Source organism: Vogesella urethralis, assembly GCF_007644045.2.
GTDB classification, from domain to species: domain Bacteria; phylum Pseudomonadota; class Gammaproteobacteria; order Burkholderiales; family Chromobacteriaceae; genus Vogesella; species Vogesella urethralis.
The window spans coordinates 163,214-179,411 of sequence record NZ_VMDW02000075.1 but is presented as its reverse complement, the minus strand read 5'-3'; the positions used below and the strand labels follow the sequence as shown (position 1 = coordinate 179,411).

15 protein-coding genes are annotated in these 16,198 nt (G+C 61.5%); 3 read left to right on the top strand and 12 right to left on the bottom strand.

Going from position 1 to position 16,198, the window contains the following annotated elements:
- Positions 1-92: 92 nt before the first annotated feature.
- The 7 genes from FLQ03_RS07885 to leuC form a co-directional block, all read right to left on the bottom strand.
- Positions 93-2,324, bottom strand: coding sequence for a motility hub landmark protein FimV (locus FLQ03_RS07885; protein ID WP_240802225.1), 2,232 nt, complete (start codon positions 2,322-2,324; stop codon positions 93-95).
- A 170-nt stretch (positions 2,325-2,494) separates the two neighbouring features.
- Complete coding sequence (locus FLQ03_RS07880) at positions 2,495-3,508, bottom strand: aspartate-semialdehyde dehydrogenase (RefSeq protein WP_144371435.1); 1,014 nt, start codon at positions 3,506-3,508, stop codon at positions 2,495-2,497.
- Positions 3,509-3,678: 170 nt separating this feature from the next.
- Positions 3,679-4,785 (bottom strand): aspartate-semialdehyde dehydrogenase, encoded by a 1,107-nt coding sequence (gene asd, locus FLQ03_RS07875; RefSeq protein ID WP_206210890.1) that lies wholly within the window; start codon positions 4,783-4,785, stop codon positions 3,679-3,681.
- A 154-nt stretch (positions 4,786-4,939) separates the two neighbouring features.
- The gene (gene leuB, locus FLQ03_RS07870; RefSeq protein ID WP_144371433.1) at positions 4,940-6,004 is read right to left on the bottom strand and encodes a 3-isopropylmalate dehydrogenase; all 1,065 of its coding nucleotides are present in this window, start codon (positions 6,002-6,004) and stop codon (positions 4,940-4,942) included.
- Positions 6,005-6,063: 59 nt separating this feature from the next.
- Positions 6,064-6,702 (bottom strand): 3-isopropylmalate dehydratase small subunit, encoded by a 639-nt coding sequence (gene leuD / locus FLQ03_RS07865; RefSeq protein WP_144371432.1) that lies wholly within the window; start codon positions 6,700-6,702, stop codon positions 6,064-6,066.
- A complete protein-coding gene (locus FLQ03_RS07860; RefSeq protein WP_144371431.1) occupies positions 6,699-6,821 on the bottom strand; it encodes an entericidin A/B family lipoprotein in 123 nt (40 codons plus the stop codon). Before FLQ03_RS07860 ends, leuD begins: the two co-directional genes overlap by 4 nt.
- Before the next feature lie 16 nt (positions 6,822-6,837).
- Positions 6,838-8,244, bottom strand: coding sequence for a 3-isopropylmalate dehydratase large subunit (leuC, locus tag FLQ03_RS07855; protein WP_144371430.1), 1,407 nt, complete (start codon positions 8,242-8,244; stop codon positions 6,838-6,840).
- 183 nt (positions 8,245-8,427) lie between these two features.
- Here leuC and FLQ03_RS07850 point away from each other — a divergent pair, with 183 nt between their 5' ends.
- Positions 8,428-9,201: a helix-turn-helix transcriptional regulator gene (locus FLQ03_RS07850; RefSeq protein ID WP_144371429.1), complete on the top strand. Its 774-nt coding sequence runs from the start codon at positions 8,428-8,430 to the stop codon at positions 9,199-9,201.
- 15 nt (positions 9,202-9,216) lie between these two features.
- On the opposite strand, the gene FLQ03_RS07845 is transcribed toward FLQ03_RS07850, so the two are convergent.
- From FLQ03_RS07845 to FLQ03_RS07825, 5 genes are all read right to left on the bottom strand, one after another.
- Positions 9,217-9,594, bottom strand: a complete 378-nt coding sequence (locus FLQ03_RS07845; protein WP_144371428.1) for a nuclear transport factor 2 family protein — start codon at positions 9,592-9,594, stop codon at positions 9,217-9,219.
- Positions 9,595-9,597: 3 nt separating this feature from the next.
- Positions 9,598-10,020: a VOC family protein gene (locus tag FLQ03_RS07840; protein ID WP_144371427.1), complete on the bottom strand. Its 423-nt coding sequence runs from the start codon at positions 10,018-10,020 to the stop codon at positions 9,598-9,600.
- Positions 10,017-11,180 carry an MFS transporter gene (locus FLQ03_RS07835; protein ID WP_144371426.1) on the bottom strand — a complete coding sequence of 388 codons (1,164 nt, stop codon included), beginning with the start codon at positions 11,178-11,180 and terminating at the stop codon, positions 10,017-10,019. Before FLQ03_RS07835 ends, FLQ03_RS07840 begins: the two co-directional genes overlap by 4 nt.
- Before the next feature lie 164 nt (positions 11,181-11,344).
- Entirely contained in the window at positions 11,345-11,752 is a 408-nt protein-coding gene (locus FLQ03_RS07830; protein WP_144371425.1) for an RNA-binding S4 domain-containing protein, read from the bottom strand.
- Positions 11,749-12,393, bottom strand: a complete 645-nt coding sequence (locus FLQ03_RS07825) for a fumarylacetoacetate hydrolase family protein (protein WP_144371424.1) — start codon at positions 12,391-12,393, stop codon at positions 11,749-11,751. Before FLQ03_RS07825 ends, FLQ03_RS07830 begins: the two co-directional genes overlap by 4 nt.
- Positions 12,394-12,508: 115 nt before the next feature.
- Here FLQ03_RS07825 and FLQ03_RS07820 point away from each other — a divergent pair, with 115 nt between their 5' ends.
- Together FLQ03_RS07820 and FLQ03_RS07815 are read left to right on the top strand one after the other, a co-directional pair.
- A complete protein-coding gene (locus FLQ03_RS07820; protein WP_144371423.1) occupies positions 12,509-14,119 on the top strand; it encodes a methyl-accepting chemotaxis protein in 1,611 nt (536 codons plus the stop codon).
- A 298-nt stretch (positions 14,120-14,417) separates the two neighbouring features.
- The gene (locus FLQ03_RS07815; RefSeq protein ID WP_144371422.1) at positions 14,418-16,187 is read left to right on the top strand and encodes a PHA/PHB synthase family protein; all 1,770 of its coding nucleotides are present in this window, start codon (positions 14,418-14,420) and stop codon (positions 16,185-16,187) included.
- Positions 16,188-16,198: the final 11 nt, after the last annotated feature.

Genomic DNA, 16,198 nt, shown 5'->3' with positions numbered 1-16,198 from the left:
TTTTTCTGTTTTTTCGGATAGTCAGGCATAGTAAGCGCAAGCAACAGCAATAAGAAAGCACATCAACTATTGCAATCGATCTGCATCAAGTGTTACAGCGATGCCAGCAACGACTCCGCCTCGGATTTCAGCGCCCCTTGCGCCTCGGTCAACAGCTCTTCCAGCACTTCACGCGCGCCTTCCTTGTCACCCATATCCAGATATACCCGTGCCAGATCCAGCTTGGTAGATAGCGGGTCATCAGACAGACTCATGCCATCCAGCGATGGCGCGGTTTCAGCAGCAGGCGCTGCAGCAGGCTCTTCCAGCGATGACAAGTCAAAATCGAAACCATCATCCACAGCAGCCGGTGCTGCGGCTTCAACGGCGGCGGCCGGCGCTGGCGCATCCAGATTGAAGTCGAAGTCCAGCATGTGCTTGTCGTCTTGCTCCGGCTCCGGCTCTGCCACCGGGGCTGGCTCTGCCAGCAAGCTATCAAGATCCAGGCTATTGTCTGGCTCGGCAGCTACCGCCGCCTCTTCACCGAACAGGGCTGCACGCAGCGGGTCGTCATCGCCGATATCCAGCACTTCCGGCTCGATCGGGGCCGGCTGCGACGATGGCTCACCCACATCCCCCATCAACTCGGAATCAAGGTCAATCGCCACGGCTGCCGCCACCGAGGCCGCAGCAGCGGCCGGACGAGCGGCCTCACCCTGCCCCGCGTACAAGGGATTCTCCGGGTCGATCGACAGGCCCAGCGCTGCCGTACGCGACCACATGGTGCCCTTGCCGTCAAAAGCAGCGTGCATTTCACGGGCCTGGCCTTCAAAAGCGGCTTTATCCTGGCGCGATGCGTAGATTTCCAGCAGCTTCATCCGTACTTCGTGGCGCGTAGGATCCTTGGCCAACGCATCCTTGAGGATTTCTTCGGCTTGCTGGTCGCGACCATAAGCCAGATACACTTCGGCTTCAGCCACCGGGTCTACTTCACCGGAATCCATACCGTTCATGCCGGTGCGGGTAAAGTCCGCCAGGAAGGTATTACCGGCTGCCTCGTCTACTCCGGCCACACGACCGATGGTGCTGGCACCGAGAATGGAGGCACCCGCTGCTTCGGTAGCGGCCTTGGTGCCGCGTTTACGACGGCGCAAGAACAGAATGGCAGCCGCACCCAGCAGTACTGCAGATACCCCGCCTGCGATCAGGGGCAGATAAGCCATAACCTGATCCAGCAGACCCTGCCCCTCATCTACCGGCTCGCTGGCCACCACCAAGGGTTTGGGCACCGGTGCAGAAGCAGTCACCACCGGATGAGAAGCCACCACCGGCGCCGACGCTGGTGCTAGCGGCACCGGCTCAGATGCAGCAACGGCAGGTTCGCTGGCTGGCACCGCTGCCGGGGCCGCCGGCTTCGCTGCTTGCAGCGCTTTCAGCTTCTGCTCCAGCTCTTCGATCTTTTGTTGCGCAGCCTTCAATTGGGCATCTTGCGCGGCCAGATTGGCTGCGGGATCTGGCTGTTCCAGTTTCAATACCGGCTGGGCAGGCTTCGCTGCCGGCATCGGTGCAACGCTTGGCGCCGGGGGGGGAGACACCGGGCGCGCAGACGGCGGGGCTGTGCCATCCAGAATCTGTGCCACTCGAGCGGGCTTCAGCGCCTTGGCGGCAGCGGCCGAAGGCACCTTCAGGCGGGTACCCGCCCGCAAGGTAGACGGATCGCCATTGATGAAAGCGCCCGGATTGGCCAGCACCAAAGCGGCCATGGCCTGCCGCAAGGTGGCACCTTCCGGACGAACAATGCGGCCAACCTGTGCCAGCGTCTGCCCCCGCTTCACCACGATACTGTCAGGCGTTACCGGCTCGGCAGGGGCCGGCAGCGGCATACGAACCGAAGACGGCGTGGCCGGTTTCAGCCGGGGCGGTTCTACCGCCGCACTGGCTTTGGCCGAACGCTCGATTGCTTCGGCTTTGTTCGGGTACTCCAGCGGGTCGAGCAGAATGGTGTACTCGCGGATTGAACGACCACTGGCCGTACGTGCCTCTACCACAAACCGCAGATAGGGCTCGCTTACCGGCTGTACCGACAGCACCCGGATGTAAGGCTTGCCGTTAGAGCGATAGGCCAAGGCAAAGCGCAGGCTGGTCAGCGCCGGGCTGTAATCCACTTGCAGGTCACGGAAGGTATCCATCGGCGCCAGGCCGACCCGCACATACTCTTCCTCGCCGCTACCGGTCAGATCGATATCCGCCCGCAGCACCTCGCCCAGGTTGGAACGCACGGCAATCCCGCCCAGGCCACCCCAGGCCGCAGTGGAAAACAGCAACGCCACCAGCAAGGCGCTCATCTTTTTCTTGGCTCGCATCGTAACGCGCTACCTTTCGGTGAAATATTCTTGTCCCGGCCGCCGCCCGTGCCTGTCGTGGCACCACCTCAGTGTCTCGACATGACCAACCCGGGGTTATCAATCAAACTACATAGCTCTATCGGTAAGCAATACTACTAGCACTTATCGACTCAGGCAAAATAGCCCCGCTTCATCAGCGCAACCGTCGCCGCCACACAAGGCAAGGCCGCACCGGTGCGTGCGTTGTCGGCAGCCAGCCAGAACGACAGCACCTGTCCCTGGCGACGCACACGGCTCACCCAAACCGCTTCATTACCGGACGATTCCAGCGGCGTGACGTACGGCATGTCGCCCGCCGGATCGTCCACCACCTGCAAGCCGGCGGCCTGGAACAGCTCGCGCGCCTTGGCCGGGGTCAGTTCATCTCCGGTCTTCACGCTGACCGCCCAGCCGTGACCGAAGAAAACCGGCACGCGCACGCAGCTGGCTTCCACTTCCAGCGCCGGCAGTGCCAACACCTTGCGCAGTTCGTGCTCGATGGAACGCTCTTCTTCGCTGACACCGTCTTCATCAACCGCACCGACCAGCGGCAGCACGTTGAAAGAAATACGCTTCGGGTAAACTTCCAGCTCCACATCACGGGCACCGAACAAGGCAGTGGTCTGGTTGGCCAGTTCTTCCAGTGCGGCACGGCCCGAACCAGACACCGACTGATACGTCGCCACGCTGACACGCTGCAGGCCACTGGCCTTCAGTGCGGCCAATGCTTGCGCCAGCGGGCTGACGGTGCAATTGGGCACCGCCACCAGCAGGCCTTCACCCAAATCGTCCAGCACCGCCTCGTTTACACCGGGCACGAACAGCGGCACATCATCGGACAGACGGTAGGTACTGCTGAAATCGATGATGGCGCAACCGGCCTGGCGCGCTTCCGGCACATACTGGCGCGTCATGTCGGCACCACCGACAAAAATGGCCAGCGACACATTGGCAAAATCGAATTCACCTACCGCGCCGACTTCCAGTTCCAGATTGCCAAAAGAAACGGTCTCGCCTTCCTTATCGGCAATATCCAGCGCAAATACACGGCCGATCGGCAATTGACGCTCGGCCAGCAAATCCAGCACGGCCTCCCCGATCAGATTGGTAGCACCGACAACAGCAAGACGAATGGTTTCAGACATGTAAATACCTTGATAACAAACGGACACAGGCAATATAAGATTGCCTTGATAATAGAATTGACGTCATTTTAGCGCACTGGCCTGACAAATAAAGCCGTGCACAAATTAAAAAGCCTGCCACCGTAGTGACAGGCTGTGCTTTTCGTTGCAGGAAACCCTGCCAAATTTGCTTAGCGCTCGATCAGGATGCGCAGCATGCGGCGCAGCGGCTCGGCAGCGCCCCACAGCAGCTGGTCGCCAATCACGAAGGCGGACAGGTACTCACCACCCATATTCAGCTTGCGTACACGGCCAACGCCGATTTGCAGGCCACCGGTAATGGCCGCCGGCGTCAGCTCTTTTACGCTGATTTCGCGGTCGTTCGGTACCCATTTCACCCAGTCGTTGCCCGACTTGATGATGGCTTCGATTTCTTCCAGCGGCAGGTCTTTTTTCAGCTTCACGGTCAGTGCCAGGCTGTGACAGCGCATGGCGCCGATGCGCACGCACAGGCCATCTACCGGAATGGTGGCGTCGGTACCCAGAATCTTGTTCACTTCGGCCTGGCCTTTCCACTCTTCCTTGGACTGGCCATTATCCAGCTGCTTGTCGATCCACGGGATCAGACCGCCAGCCAGCGGCGCACCGAAGAACTCGGTCGGCACGTCTTCGCGGATGGAGGCTGCCACTTTGCGGTCGATGTCCAGAATGGCGGACGACGGGGTAGCCAGCTCGTCGGCCACGGCTGCGTGCACCACGCCCATACCCTTCAGCAGCTCGCGCATGTGGTTGGCACCGCCACCGGATGCCGCCTGGTACGTCATCGACGATACCCACTCCACCAGACCTTCACGGAACAAACCACCCATGCCCATCAGCATGATGGAGTTGGTACAGTTGCCGCCGATGTAATCTTTTACGCCCTTGGCCAGCGCCGCGTCGATCACGTTGCGGTTGACCGGGTCCAGCACGATCACGGCGTTGTCTTCCATGCGCAGACTGGAAGCCGCGTCAATCCAGTAACCGGTCCAGCCGGCCGCGCGCAGTTTGCCGTATACCTCGGCGGTGTAATCACCACCCTGGCAAGTAACGATGGCGTCCATCGCTTTCAGTTCGTCGATATTGCGCGCGTCTTTCAGCGGCGGCACCTCGCGGCCAACGTTGGGCGCAGCACCACCCACATTGGAGGTGGTGAAGAACACCGGCTCGTTGATAACGGCAAAATCGTTCTCTTCCAGCATGCGCTGCATCAGCACGGAACCCACCATGCCGCGCCAGCCTACAAAACCTACTCGCACGATAATTTCTCCTGAATGTCGTCGGGTGTTTGAAACCGTTTGCCCGCCCTGCTTGAAGGCAGGCTTATCTAGTGATCGACCCCATTGTGCAGGGCAACAGCAGCGCGCACAATGGGGTGTCGTTTTTTTATTTGAACAGCATTAAAACGGTCATTTACATGGCGGCAACCACGGCATCACCCATGCCGCTGCAGCTGACTTTCTCGCAGCCGGCTTCAAAGATGTCAGCAGTACGGTAGCCCTTGGCCAGCACGGTTTTCACGGCATTTTCTACGCGCTGGGCGGCGGCTTCCTGGCCGAAGGTATAACGCAGCATCATGGCCGCCGACAGGATGGTCGCCAGCGGGTTGGCTAGATTCTTGCCGGCGATATCCGGCGCGGAACCGTGGCTCGGCTCGTACAGGCCCTTGTTGTTCTGATCCAGCGACGCCGACGGCAGCATGCCGATGGAGCCGGTGAGCATGGAGGCTTCGTCGGACAGGATGTCGCCAAAGATATTGCCGGTCACCATCACGTCGAACTGCTTGGGGTTGCGGACCAGCTGCATGGCGGCGTTGTCCACGTACATGTGGCTCAGCTCCACCTGCGGGTACTCGCGCGCCACGTCGATCATGATCTCTTTCCAGAACTCGGTGGTTTCCAGCACGTTGGCCTTGTCAACCGAACACAGCTTCTTGTTGCGCTTCATCGCAATACCGAACGCCACGTGGGCGATACGGCGGATTTCGCCTTCGCTGTAGCGCATGGTGTTGTACGCCTCGCGCTCGCCCAGTTCGTTGACGGCGATGCCGCGCGGCTGGCCGAAGTAGATATCACCGGTCAGCTCGCGCACGATCATGATGTCCAGGCCCGATACCACTTCCGGCTTCAGCGTGGAGGCATTGGCCAGCTCCGGGTACAGGATGGCCGGACGCAGGTTGGCGAACAGGTTCAGGTCTTTACGGATGGCCAACAGGCCACGCTCCGGGCGCAGTGGGCGCTCCAGGGTGTCGTACTGCGGGCCGCCAACGGCGCCCAGCAGCACGGCATCGGCCTCGCGGCACAGCTTCTGGGTGAATTCCGGGTACGGTACGCCGTAGGCGTCGTAACCGGCGCCGCCCAGCGGTGCCTCTTCCATTTCGATCGGCAGGCCGTCGCTGCGCAATACGTCCAGTACGCGTTTGGCTTGGGCAATGATTTCCGGACCGATGCCGTCACCCGGCAGAACTGCAATTTTCATGATCTTTATCCTGTGCTATGGGGCAGAAGGTTGGCCGCAGGCGGCCAACCTTGGGAGTATCAGGCAAACAGCCAAGGCTGCGATTGGCGGCGTTGCGCTTCGTAGGCCTTGATCTTGTCAGCGTGCTGCAAAGTCAAGCCGATTTCATCCAGGCCGCCCAGCAGGCAGTGCTTGCGGTGTTCGGTGATGTCAAAGGCAAAGGTCAGGCCCGACGGCGTAGTAATGGTCTGCGAAGGCAGGTCCACATTCAGCGTGTAGCCTTCTGCAGCTTCGCATTCGCGGAACAGCTGGTCTACCACCTCGGCCGGTTGCACGATGGGCAGCAGGCCGTTCTTGAAGCAGTTATTGAAGAAAATATCGGCAAAGCTCGGCGCAATGATCACGCGGAAGCCTTGGTCTTCCAGCGCCCACGGCGCGTGTTCGCGGCTGGAACCACAGCCGAAGTTCTCGCGCGCCAGCAGCACCTGGGCGCCGGCGTAGCGCGGGAAGTTCAGTACAAAGTCCGGGTTCAGCGGGCGCTGGCTGTTGTCCATACCCGGCTCGCCGTGGTCCAGGTAACGCCATTCGTCGAACAGGTTAGGGCCGAAGCCGGAACGCTTGATCGATTTCAGGAATTGCTTGGGGATGATGGCGTCGGTGTCGACGTTGGCGCGGTCCAGCGGGCAGACCAGGCCGTTGAGTGTGGTGAATGCTTTCATTGTGCAGCCCTTTCAATGGCGCTACCCGCCTTCTTGATGTCCTTGCCGATACCGGAAACCGTGTTGCAGCCGGTGATGACCAATACCACGGAAAGCAGTGCCAGAAGTCGGATAGTCATGATTGTTTGCCTTTGCTTACAGTGCGCGGAAGTCGACAAAACGGCCGGCGACGGCAGCCGCCGCGGCCATGGCCGGGCTCACCAGGTGGGTACGGCCACCCTGGCCCTGACGACCTTCAAAGTTGCGGTTGGAGGTGGAGGCACAACGCTCACCCGGTTGCAGACGGTCGGCGTTCATCGCCAGACACATCGAGCAGCCCGGTTCGCGCCATTCAAAGCCTGCTTCGATAAAGACTTTGTCCAGGCCTTCTTGTTCCGCCTGTGCTTTCACCAGGCCGGAACCCGGCACCACCAGCACCTGCTTGACGTTGGCCGCTTTCTGGCGGCCACGCGCCACGGCAGCAGCGTCACGCAAGTCTTCGATACGGCTGTTGGTACAGGAGCCGATGAACACGATGTCTACCGGAATCTCGCTCATCGGGGTGCCGGCTTGCAGGCCCATATAGGCCAGTGCACGCTCGATGGAACCCTTCTTCACCGGATCGGCTTCTTGCGCCGGGTCCGGCACGCGGCCGTTGATGTCGGTCACCATTTCCGGCGAGGTACCCCAGGTTACTTGCGGCTGGATGTCGGCGGCGTCCAGCACGACGATCTGGTCGAAGTGCGCGCCATCGTCGGAATGCAGCGTGTTCCAGTACGCCACAGCGGCGTCCCACTGTTCGCCTTTCGGCGCAAACGGGCGGCCTTTGACGTAATCGATGGTTTTCTGGTCCACCGCCACCAGACCGGAACGGGCGCCGGCTTCGATGGCCATATTGCACAGGCTCATGCGGCCTTCCATCGACAGCTCGCGAATGGCTTCGCCGCCAAACTCGATGGCGTAGCCGGTACCGCCGGCGGTGCCGATCTTGCCGATAATCGCCAGCGCCACGTCTTTACCGGTAATGCCGGCCGGCAGCTTGCCGTCCACACGCACCAGCATGTTTTTGGATTTCTTCGCCACCAGCGTCTGGGTGGCCATCACGTGTTCTACTTCCGAGGTGCCGATACCGTGCGCCAGCGCGCCAAAAGCGCCGTGGGTGGAGGTATGGCTATCACCACAGACCACGGTCATACCCGGCAGGGTTGCGCCCTGTTCCGGCCCCATCACGTGCACAATGCCCTGGCCTTTGTCCTTGAACGGGAAGTAAGCCAGCGCGCCAAAGGCCTTGATGTTGGCGTCCAGCGTTTCTACCTGCTGGCGCGAAATCGGGTCCTGGATGCCCTTGTCCCAATCGTTGGTGGGGGTGTTGTGGTCGGCAGTCGACACCACCGAATCCACGCGCCACAGCGGGCGACCGGCCAGCTTCAGGCCTTCAAACGCCTGCGGACTGGTCACTTCGTGCACCAGGTGGCGGTCGATGTAGAGCAAAACGGTGCCGTCGGCTTCTTCGTGCACCACGTGGCTGTGCCACAGCTTGTCGTACAGGGTTTGTGCGGTCATGGTCGCGCCTTCAGGTAAGGATGAAACAAGGGATTTGCCTGCCGGCCAGCGTGCGCCCTGCGGCGCCACCCGGCTTTGCCCCGGCGCAAATCCTGCGTTAGCCACCATCATGACGCAGGCTTTTTCCTAGTACAAGATAAGCATTTATACTAGTACTACCACTAACAGCCACGAGACCTTGCCATGCGCAGCAGCAGCCAGCCCAGCCCGCTGGGCGACTTCATCCGCAGCCACCGCGAGCGGCTGCAACCGGAGCAAGCCGGCCTGCCCGCCGGCAGCCGCCGCCGCGCCAAAGGCCTGCGCCGCGAAGAGGTGGCCGCGCTGTGCGGCATCAGCCCTACCTGGCTGACGTGGATAGAGCAAGGCCGCACGCAGTCGGTATCGGCTGTCACGCTGGCGGCGCTGGCCAGCACGCTGCAGCTGTCGCGCGCCGAAACCGAGTACCTGTTCAACCTGGCGGGGCAGAAAAACCCGCAGCACAGCAGCGCTGCGGCCAACCCCGAAGCCGAACAGATGCTGGCCGCCGCTACCGCCCACATCAGCCGGCCCGCTTACGTGCTGGACGCGCTATGGCAGATACCGGCGTGGAACGCCGAAGCCGGCGAACTGTTTGCCGGCTGGCTGGACCAGCCTGGCGACAAGAACCTGCTGCAGTTCATGTTCTGCCACCCGTTGGCCGCGCAGCTGGTAGACGACTGGCCGACGCGGGCGCGACGCATGGTGGCCGAGTTCCGTGCCGACACCAGCGTGCTGCAACACGAGGCGGCGAACGCGCTGATTGCCGGGCTGCGGGAAAGCAGCGCCGCCTTCGACGAACTGTGGCGGCAGCAGGATGTATTGGGAAGAGAAGGCGGCGAGCGGGTGTTCAACCACGCGCGCCAAGGGCGACTCAGCTACCAGCAGCTGACGCTACGGCTGGCGCACGCGCCCGAATTGAAGCTGGTGATGTTGTTGTAGCGCTGCACCGCAAATTCATGCTGCCAACGGGCCCAGATGCTCACTCAGCAAGCGCCAGCCGTGAACCTCGTCGCGCAGCAGGGTACAGCTACCACGCCCTGCACCGCTGGCCAGCTCGCCATCAATCACGCCCTGCCAATCGAAACGGTAGCTGGCACAGGCAATATCCGCACCGATATGCCCCCAATGCAAAGCGCTAATGCAATACCGCTCATCGCGGATCCGCGAGAAAACGCGACGCATCGCCTCACCGATAGCCTCTTTGCCATGGTGACTACCGGTGGAAAACAAAAAGCAGGCATCCGGGTGAATGAGCGGGGCAATCTGTTCCCAGTCGTAGCTGGCCAGCGCTTCTTCATAAGCTGCCAGCGCCAGTTGTGGCGTTGCGTGCATTGCTCAGTCCAGCACCAGATTGTCATGCGCATCAAACTGCCAGCCATCTTCGTACAACACCTCGATCAGATGACCATCCAGATCGCGAAAATAGCCGCTATGCCCCCATGCAGTTGCCCGAGCCGGCACGGCAAGCGTAGCGCCCAGGGCAACCGCTTTGTCCAGCACCCGGTAAACATCGTCGGCATTCCGGGCAATGTAGGCCAGCGCCATACCGGTAAAGCCATTACCGGCCGCATCGGGGTAACCGGCATCGCAAGCCATCGCCTCGCGCGATTGCAACGCCACTGCCACGCCGCCCAGGTCAAACAACACAAACGCGGCCGAGCCTCGTGGCGAACGCTGCCAGCCTAGTGCCGAGTAAAATTCAGCACTGCGTGCCACATCAGCCACACCTAGCAAAATCAGATTAAGACGCGACCTCATGCCACCGGCACCGTAGCCGGGGTTGGCCGCAACCACTTCAGGCACACGCCCACCCCCAGCAGCAAGGCAAAAGTCGATACGCCAAAGGTCAGCCCCACGCCGCCGTGCTGCCACAGCACGCCGCCCAACAGGCCGCCGATACTGCCACCGACACCGAACGACGCCACCGTGTACAAGCCCTGGCCACGCGCCTGGTGCTGCTCGGCAAAGTTGCGGTGAATCAGCCCCACGGCGGCGGCGTGGTGCACACCAAAGGTAAAGGCATGGCCCAGCTGCGCCACAAAGGCCACCACGCCAACCGGCAGCAGTGTCGCCATCAGCGCAAAGCGCAGCGCCGACACCAGCAGCGACGCCAGCATCAGGCGTTCCAGCGTGAAGCGCGCCATCAGGCGCGGCATCTGCCAGAACACCACGATCTCGGCCATCACGCCGGTAGCCCACAGCAAGCCGGTGGTGCTGGCGCTATAACCCGCTTCCTTCAAACCGATAGAGTAGAAGTTGTAGTACGGGCCCATGGCAAACGACAGCAAGAAGCAGCAGGCAAACAGCGCCACCACGTGCGGTTGGCGCACGGTAGCCCAGATCGGCTCCGGTCGCGCCTTGGCGCGCTCGATGGCCACTTCCGGCACGCGCCAGCAGGCCAGTACGATCAAGCCCAGCAGGCCGACGATCAGCCACGGCAGGTTGGCCATGGTCACCAGATTCAGCAAGTAACCGCCGCTGGCGGCAAAGCAGACAAAGCCGATGGAGCCCCATACCCGCACCCGGCTATAGCGGCCGGGCTGGCTGCGCGTGAGGTGCGCGGTGGACGCCTCGCCCAGCGGCAGGGCGGCGGCCCAGAAGAAGTGATTGACTGCCAGCCAGGTAAACATGCCCCAGAAGCTGTGTTGCAGCGCCACCATCACGAAGCTGGCCAGTGACACCAGCGACGTCCACAGCATGATGCTGCGGCGCTTGCCGCGCCGGTCGGCCAGCCAGCCCCAGAACATCGGCGCCACAATCCGCGCCAGCGTGGACAGCGCCATCAGGATGGAGATTTGTACGGTATTGAACGACAGCGACTCGAGATACAGCGACCAGAACGGGCCGAACAGACCCTGGAAGGCAAAATAGCTGAAGTAGAACGCTGCCAGCGCAGCGAGAGGGGCAGAAGCAGACATCGCGTGTAACACAGGGAAGCGGGTGCAGCGCACCGGGGCGATACTATAGCGCAAAAGCCCGCCACCATGAAACCTGCATGCCCGCCCCGATGGCAAACAGACTGTTTCCTGCTGCACAAGACGGGCGATCGCAAGGCTTGTTGCGTCGCCCGCCCAGCGGCAGCTTACCAGCTGTCCTTGAAGCGCAGGATATCGCGGCGCGCCTTTTTGGTAGGCCGCCCCTCTCCGTACGGAAAGCTCGCGTGCTCGGCCTTCTGCAAGCCGATCTGGTGTTCGCGGGCGGCAACCGATGCCTCGCTTTCGCTGTACAGCAAACGTGCCTCGGCGGCTGGCCGGCGCTGGGTGGCCAGTGCCAGAATGGTAACGTTGTAGACCAGCTGGTCGATGCGGATCTGCAGCAACTCGCCTTCGCGCGCCACGCGGGACGCCTTCACCCGTTCGCCATTCACCAGCACGCGGCCCAGCTCCAGCGCCTCGTGCGCCAGCTGCCGGGTTTTGAAGAAGCGCGCCGCCCACAGCCATTTATCCAGCCGCACCTTGTCGTCGTCTGCGGCCAACCTTGCCTTGCTCATGCTGCCACCTGCCACTGTGCCTGCACCACACCCAGGTCCAGCGCTAGCCGGTCACCCGGCTGCAACTGCCCCACCCCGGCTGGCGTGCCGGTATAGATCAGATCTCCGGCGCGCAGGCCGTAAAGCTGCGACAGGTAGCTCACCAGGAACGGCACCGAAAAGCGCATCAGCGTGGTATCGCCCTGCTGACGCAACACGTCGTTAACGTGCAGGGTAAAGCGTGCGGCCAACGGGTCCAGCGCGCTGGCCGGCACAAAGTCCGATACGCAGGCAGCGCCACGGAAGCCTTTGGCCTTGGTCCACGGCAAGCCTTTGGCTTTTACCTCGCTCTGTACGTCGCGGGCGGTGAGGTCGAGGCCGATACCGTAGCCGGCCACGTAATCCAGCGCCTCTGCCACGCCAACGTTGTCGGCGTCGCGCCCGATCAGCACCAGCAGCTCGCACTCGAAATGCACGTCTTGTGAAAAGGCCGGCAAGACGAGTGGTTTGCCTTCTGCCTGCAACGCCGCGGCGGGCTTCAGGAACACCACCGGCTCTTCTTCCATGGCATTTCCCAGCTCGGCAGCATGGTCGGCGTAATTGCGGCCGATACAGAAAATAGTACCGACGCGATGATCCTCACCCTGAAGTCGGATATTCATAAACAAACCTTTATTAAAACAAAGCGCATTGATTCAAAGAACTGCAACAAATTCAAAAATACACTAAAACCAGAAATATCCGCATAGGGCGTGTGCACATTACTGGGAGGTAAGCATGAGCATCAAGGCACGGGTTTTCTGGCTGGCCGGCAGCCTGCTGGTACTGATGATGATGCTGTGCGGCAGCCTGTTTGTGTTGCTGCAAAAAAGCAATGACGCGTTCGCTTCCACCTATCAAGACCGGGTCATTCCGCTCAAGCAGCTGAAGGTAGTGGCGGACATGTTTGCCGTCAATGTGGTGGATGCCATTCACAAGACCAACGCCGGCACACTGAGCAGTAGCGACGGCGTCGCCGCCATCAATACCGCAGAAAAAGAATTCCAGCGCCAGTGGGACGCCTACACCGCCACGCGGCTGACCGAAGAAGAAGCACGCCTGGTAGAGCAAGCCAAGGCCAGGCTGGGCGAAGCGCTGGGGGTAGCACGCGAAGCCCGCCAGCTGATGCAGGCCGGGCAAAAAGAGGCGCTGCACACGCTGGCCGAGAAAAAACTGTACCCGGCGGTGGACCCGCTTAGCGCCAACATCAGCCAACTGATCGACCTGCAACTGGCCGAGGCGGAAAAGAACTACCAAAGCAGCGAGCAGAACCTGCACGCCAGCCTGCTGTTTGCCAGCGGCGCGCTGCTGGTCAGTCTGCTGATCGGCAGCATCATGGCCTGGCGCCTGGCCAGCCGGCTGAACAGCAGCGTGCGCGAACTGGCCGACACCTGCCAGGCCATCACGCAAAAGCACGACCTCAGCCTGCGCATTCCGGTACGCGGCAAGGACGAGCTGGCCATCATCGCCAGCCAGCTCAACGGTTTGCTGGACAGCATGGGCACCATCATCCAGGACGTGCGCCACAGCAGCGACAATATCAACCAGATGGCACGGCAGATCGGTCAGACCTCCGACAGCATTAGCGGCAGCTCGCGCCAGCAAAGCGAAGCCACCTCGTCGATTGCCAGCACGGTGGAGCAGTTTGCCGTCAGCATCACCCACATTGCCGATAGCGCCGAGGTGGCCCAGCAGCGCGCCAGCCAGGCCGGCACGGTATCCACCGAAAGCTCGCGCGTCATCGACGCCACGCTGCAGGAGATCAACGCCATCGGCCAGGCCATCCGCAACAGTGAACAGCAAGTGGCCGCCCTGGCGCAGCAGAGCCAGACCATTGTCAGCGTGCTGGACGTGATCCGTGACGTGGCCGACCAGACCAACCTGCTGGCGCTGAACGCAGCCATCGAAGCCGCGCGCGCCGGCGACCTGGGCCGCGGTTTTGCCGTGGTGGCCGACGAAGTGCGCAAACTGGCCGAGCGCTCGGCACAATCCACCGTCCAGATCGACCAGATGGTGCGCGAGATTACCCAGTCGGCACAGGCGGCCAACCTGGCCATGCAACAAAGCGTCAACCGCGTCAGCAAGGGCGAGGCGCTCACCGCCGAAATCCAGGATGCCATTTCCCGCATCCAGCACACCATTCGCGAGGTATCACAGTCGGCCAGTGAAATTGCCGACGCACTGGCCGAACAACGCACCGCCAGCAACGACATGGCGCGGCGCGTGGAACAGATTGCCCAGCTATCGGAAAGCAACGCCGACAGCGCGGTCAACCTGGACAGCTACGCCGACCAGCTGGAAGACAAGGCCGACCACCTGGAAAACAAGGTCCGCAATTTCATCGTTTAAGCCCCCACCCCACGCCTGCCGCCGGCCTGCCCTGCGGCAGGCATCAGCCTGACATGCACGCACGAAAACCGCATGCCAATTCAATAAACATGTCATAATCCTCCGCCAGATCCCGCCCAGCTGTTGCCGATGCAACCGTTGCGGCTGCGTTTATCGCAGTGCAACAAGCCCTCGCTGTGTTTTGTCATAAAGCAATGGTAAAGTCTTTACTCAGCAGATTGCGCCAAAACAAGAACAATCATCCTGTCGCGCACGGCAGCACGGCCTGTTTGTCTTCCCCCGTTTGAAGGAGATCTCAATGAGTCAGGAAACCCCTACTTCGCTGGACAGCTTTTTTGCCAGCCTGTCCGAAGCCAATCAGAAGTGGATGCAGCAGTTCGTGAATTCGCTGGGTAACGGCCTGTCGCCGCAAGATGCGGCCAACCCGATGGCCGGCGCGTGGAACCAGATGATGGAAAACGCCAACCAGTTCATCGCCCTGCAGAACAACCTGTACCAGCAACAGATGAACATCTGGCTGAACTTCCTCGGCCAACCCGCCGCCGCCCAGGCACAGCCGGCCGCCGGCGACCGCCGCTTTTCGGCACCGGAATGGAACGACCATCCGTTCTACAGCTTCCTCAAGCAAAGCTATCTGCTGACCAGCAAATGGATGACCGAGCTGGTAGACAAAACCCAGCTGGAAGGCGAAGACAAAGAGCGCCTGGCTTTTGCCACCCGCCAGTACATCGACGCGATGGCCCCGACCAACTTCATGCTGACCAACCCGGAAGTGGTGAAGCGTGCGCTGGAAACCAAGGGCGAAAGCCTGGTGGAAGGCATGAAGAACATGGTGGAAGACCTGCAGAAGGGTCACATCTCCATGTCCGACGAGAGCAAGTTCGAGATCGGCAAGAACATTGCCTGCACCCCGGGCAAGGTGGTGTTCCGCAACAACCTGATCGAGCTGATCCAGTACACCCCCACCACCGAGCAGGTCTACGAGAAGCCGCTGCTGATCGTACCGCCGTGCGTGAACAAGTACTACCTGATGGACCTGCAGCAGGATAACTCGATGGTGCGCCACTTCGTGGCCCAGGGTTACCGCGTGTTCCTGGTGAGCTGGCGCTCCGCCACCCCGGACATGAAGCACTACAAGTGGGACAACTACATCGAGGAAGGCGTGATCGCCGCTGCCGAAGCGATACGCAAGATCACCAAACAGCCGTCGATGAACGCGCTGGGCTTCTGCATTGGCGGCGTCATCCTCAACACCGCGCTGTGCGTGATGAAGCACCGCAAGCTGAACTACATCGACAGCGCCACCTTCATGACCTCGCTGGTAGACCATACCGACCCGGGCGAGATCAAGGTCTTCATCGACGACAAGCTGATCCAGGCCCGCGAAGCCAAGCTGGCCACCGGCAGTGGCGGCATCGTCAGCGGCAAGGAACTGGGCCGCACCTTCGCCAGCCTGCGCGCCAACGACCTGGTGTGGAACTACGTGGTCAACAACTACCTGCTGGGCAAGACCCCGCCGCCGTTCGACCTGCTGTACTGGAACAACGACGCCGTCGACCTGCCGCTGCCGATGCACACCTTCTTCCTGAAGGAGTTCTACATCAATAACGCGCTGACCAAGCCGGGCAGCATCGAGCTGTGCGGCGTGAAGATCGACGTGTCGCAGATCGACATCCCGCTGTACATCTTTGCCGCCCGCGAAGACCACATCGTACCGTGGAAATCGGCCTACGACGGCGTGCAATACCTCAGCGGTGCCGCCTCGCGCCGCTACGTGCTGGGCGCCTCCGGCCACATTGCCGGCTCCATCAACCCGGTGACCAAAGACAAGCGCAACTACTGGGTGAATGACAATCTGGTCGCCAGTGCCGATGCCTGGCTGGACGGCGCCGAAAGCCGCCCCGGCAGCTGGTGGAAAGACTGGGACGCCTGGCTGGCACCGCAGTCCGGTGACAAGGTTGCCGCACCCAAGGTGTTTGGCAGCAAGGAACTGCCGGCGCTGTGCGACGCCCCGGGCGAATACGTGCAAGCCAAAGCCATGCCGGCCCAGCTGGCCACCCTGCAATAATCTGCAAAGAC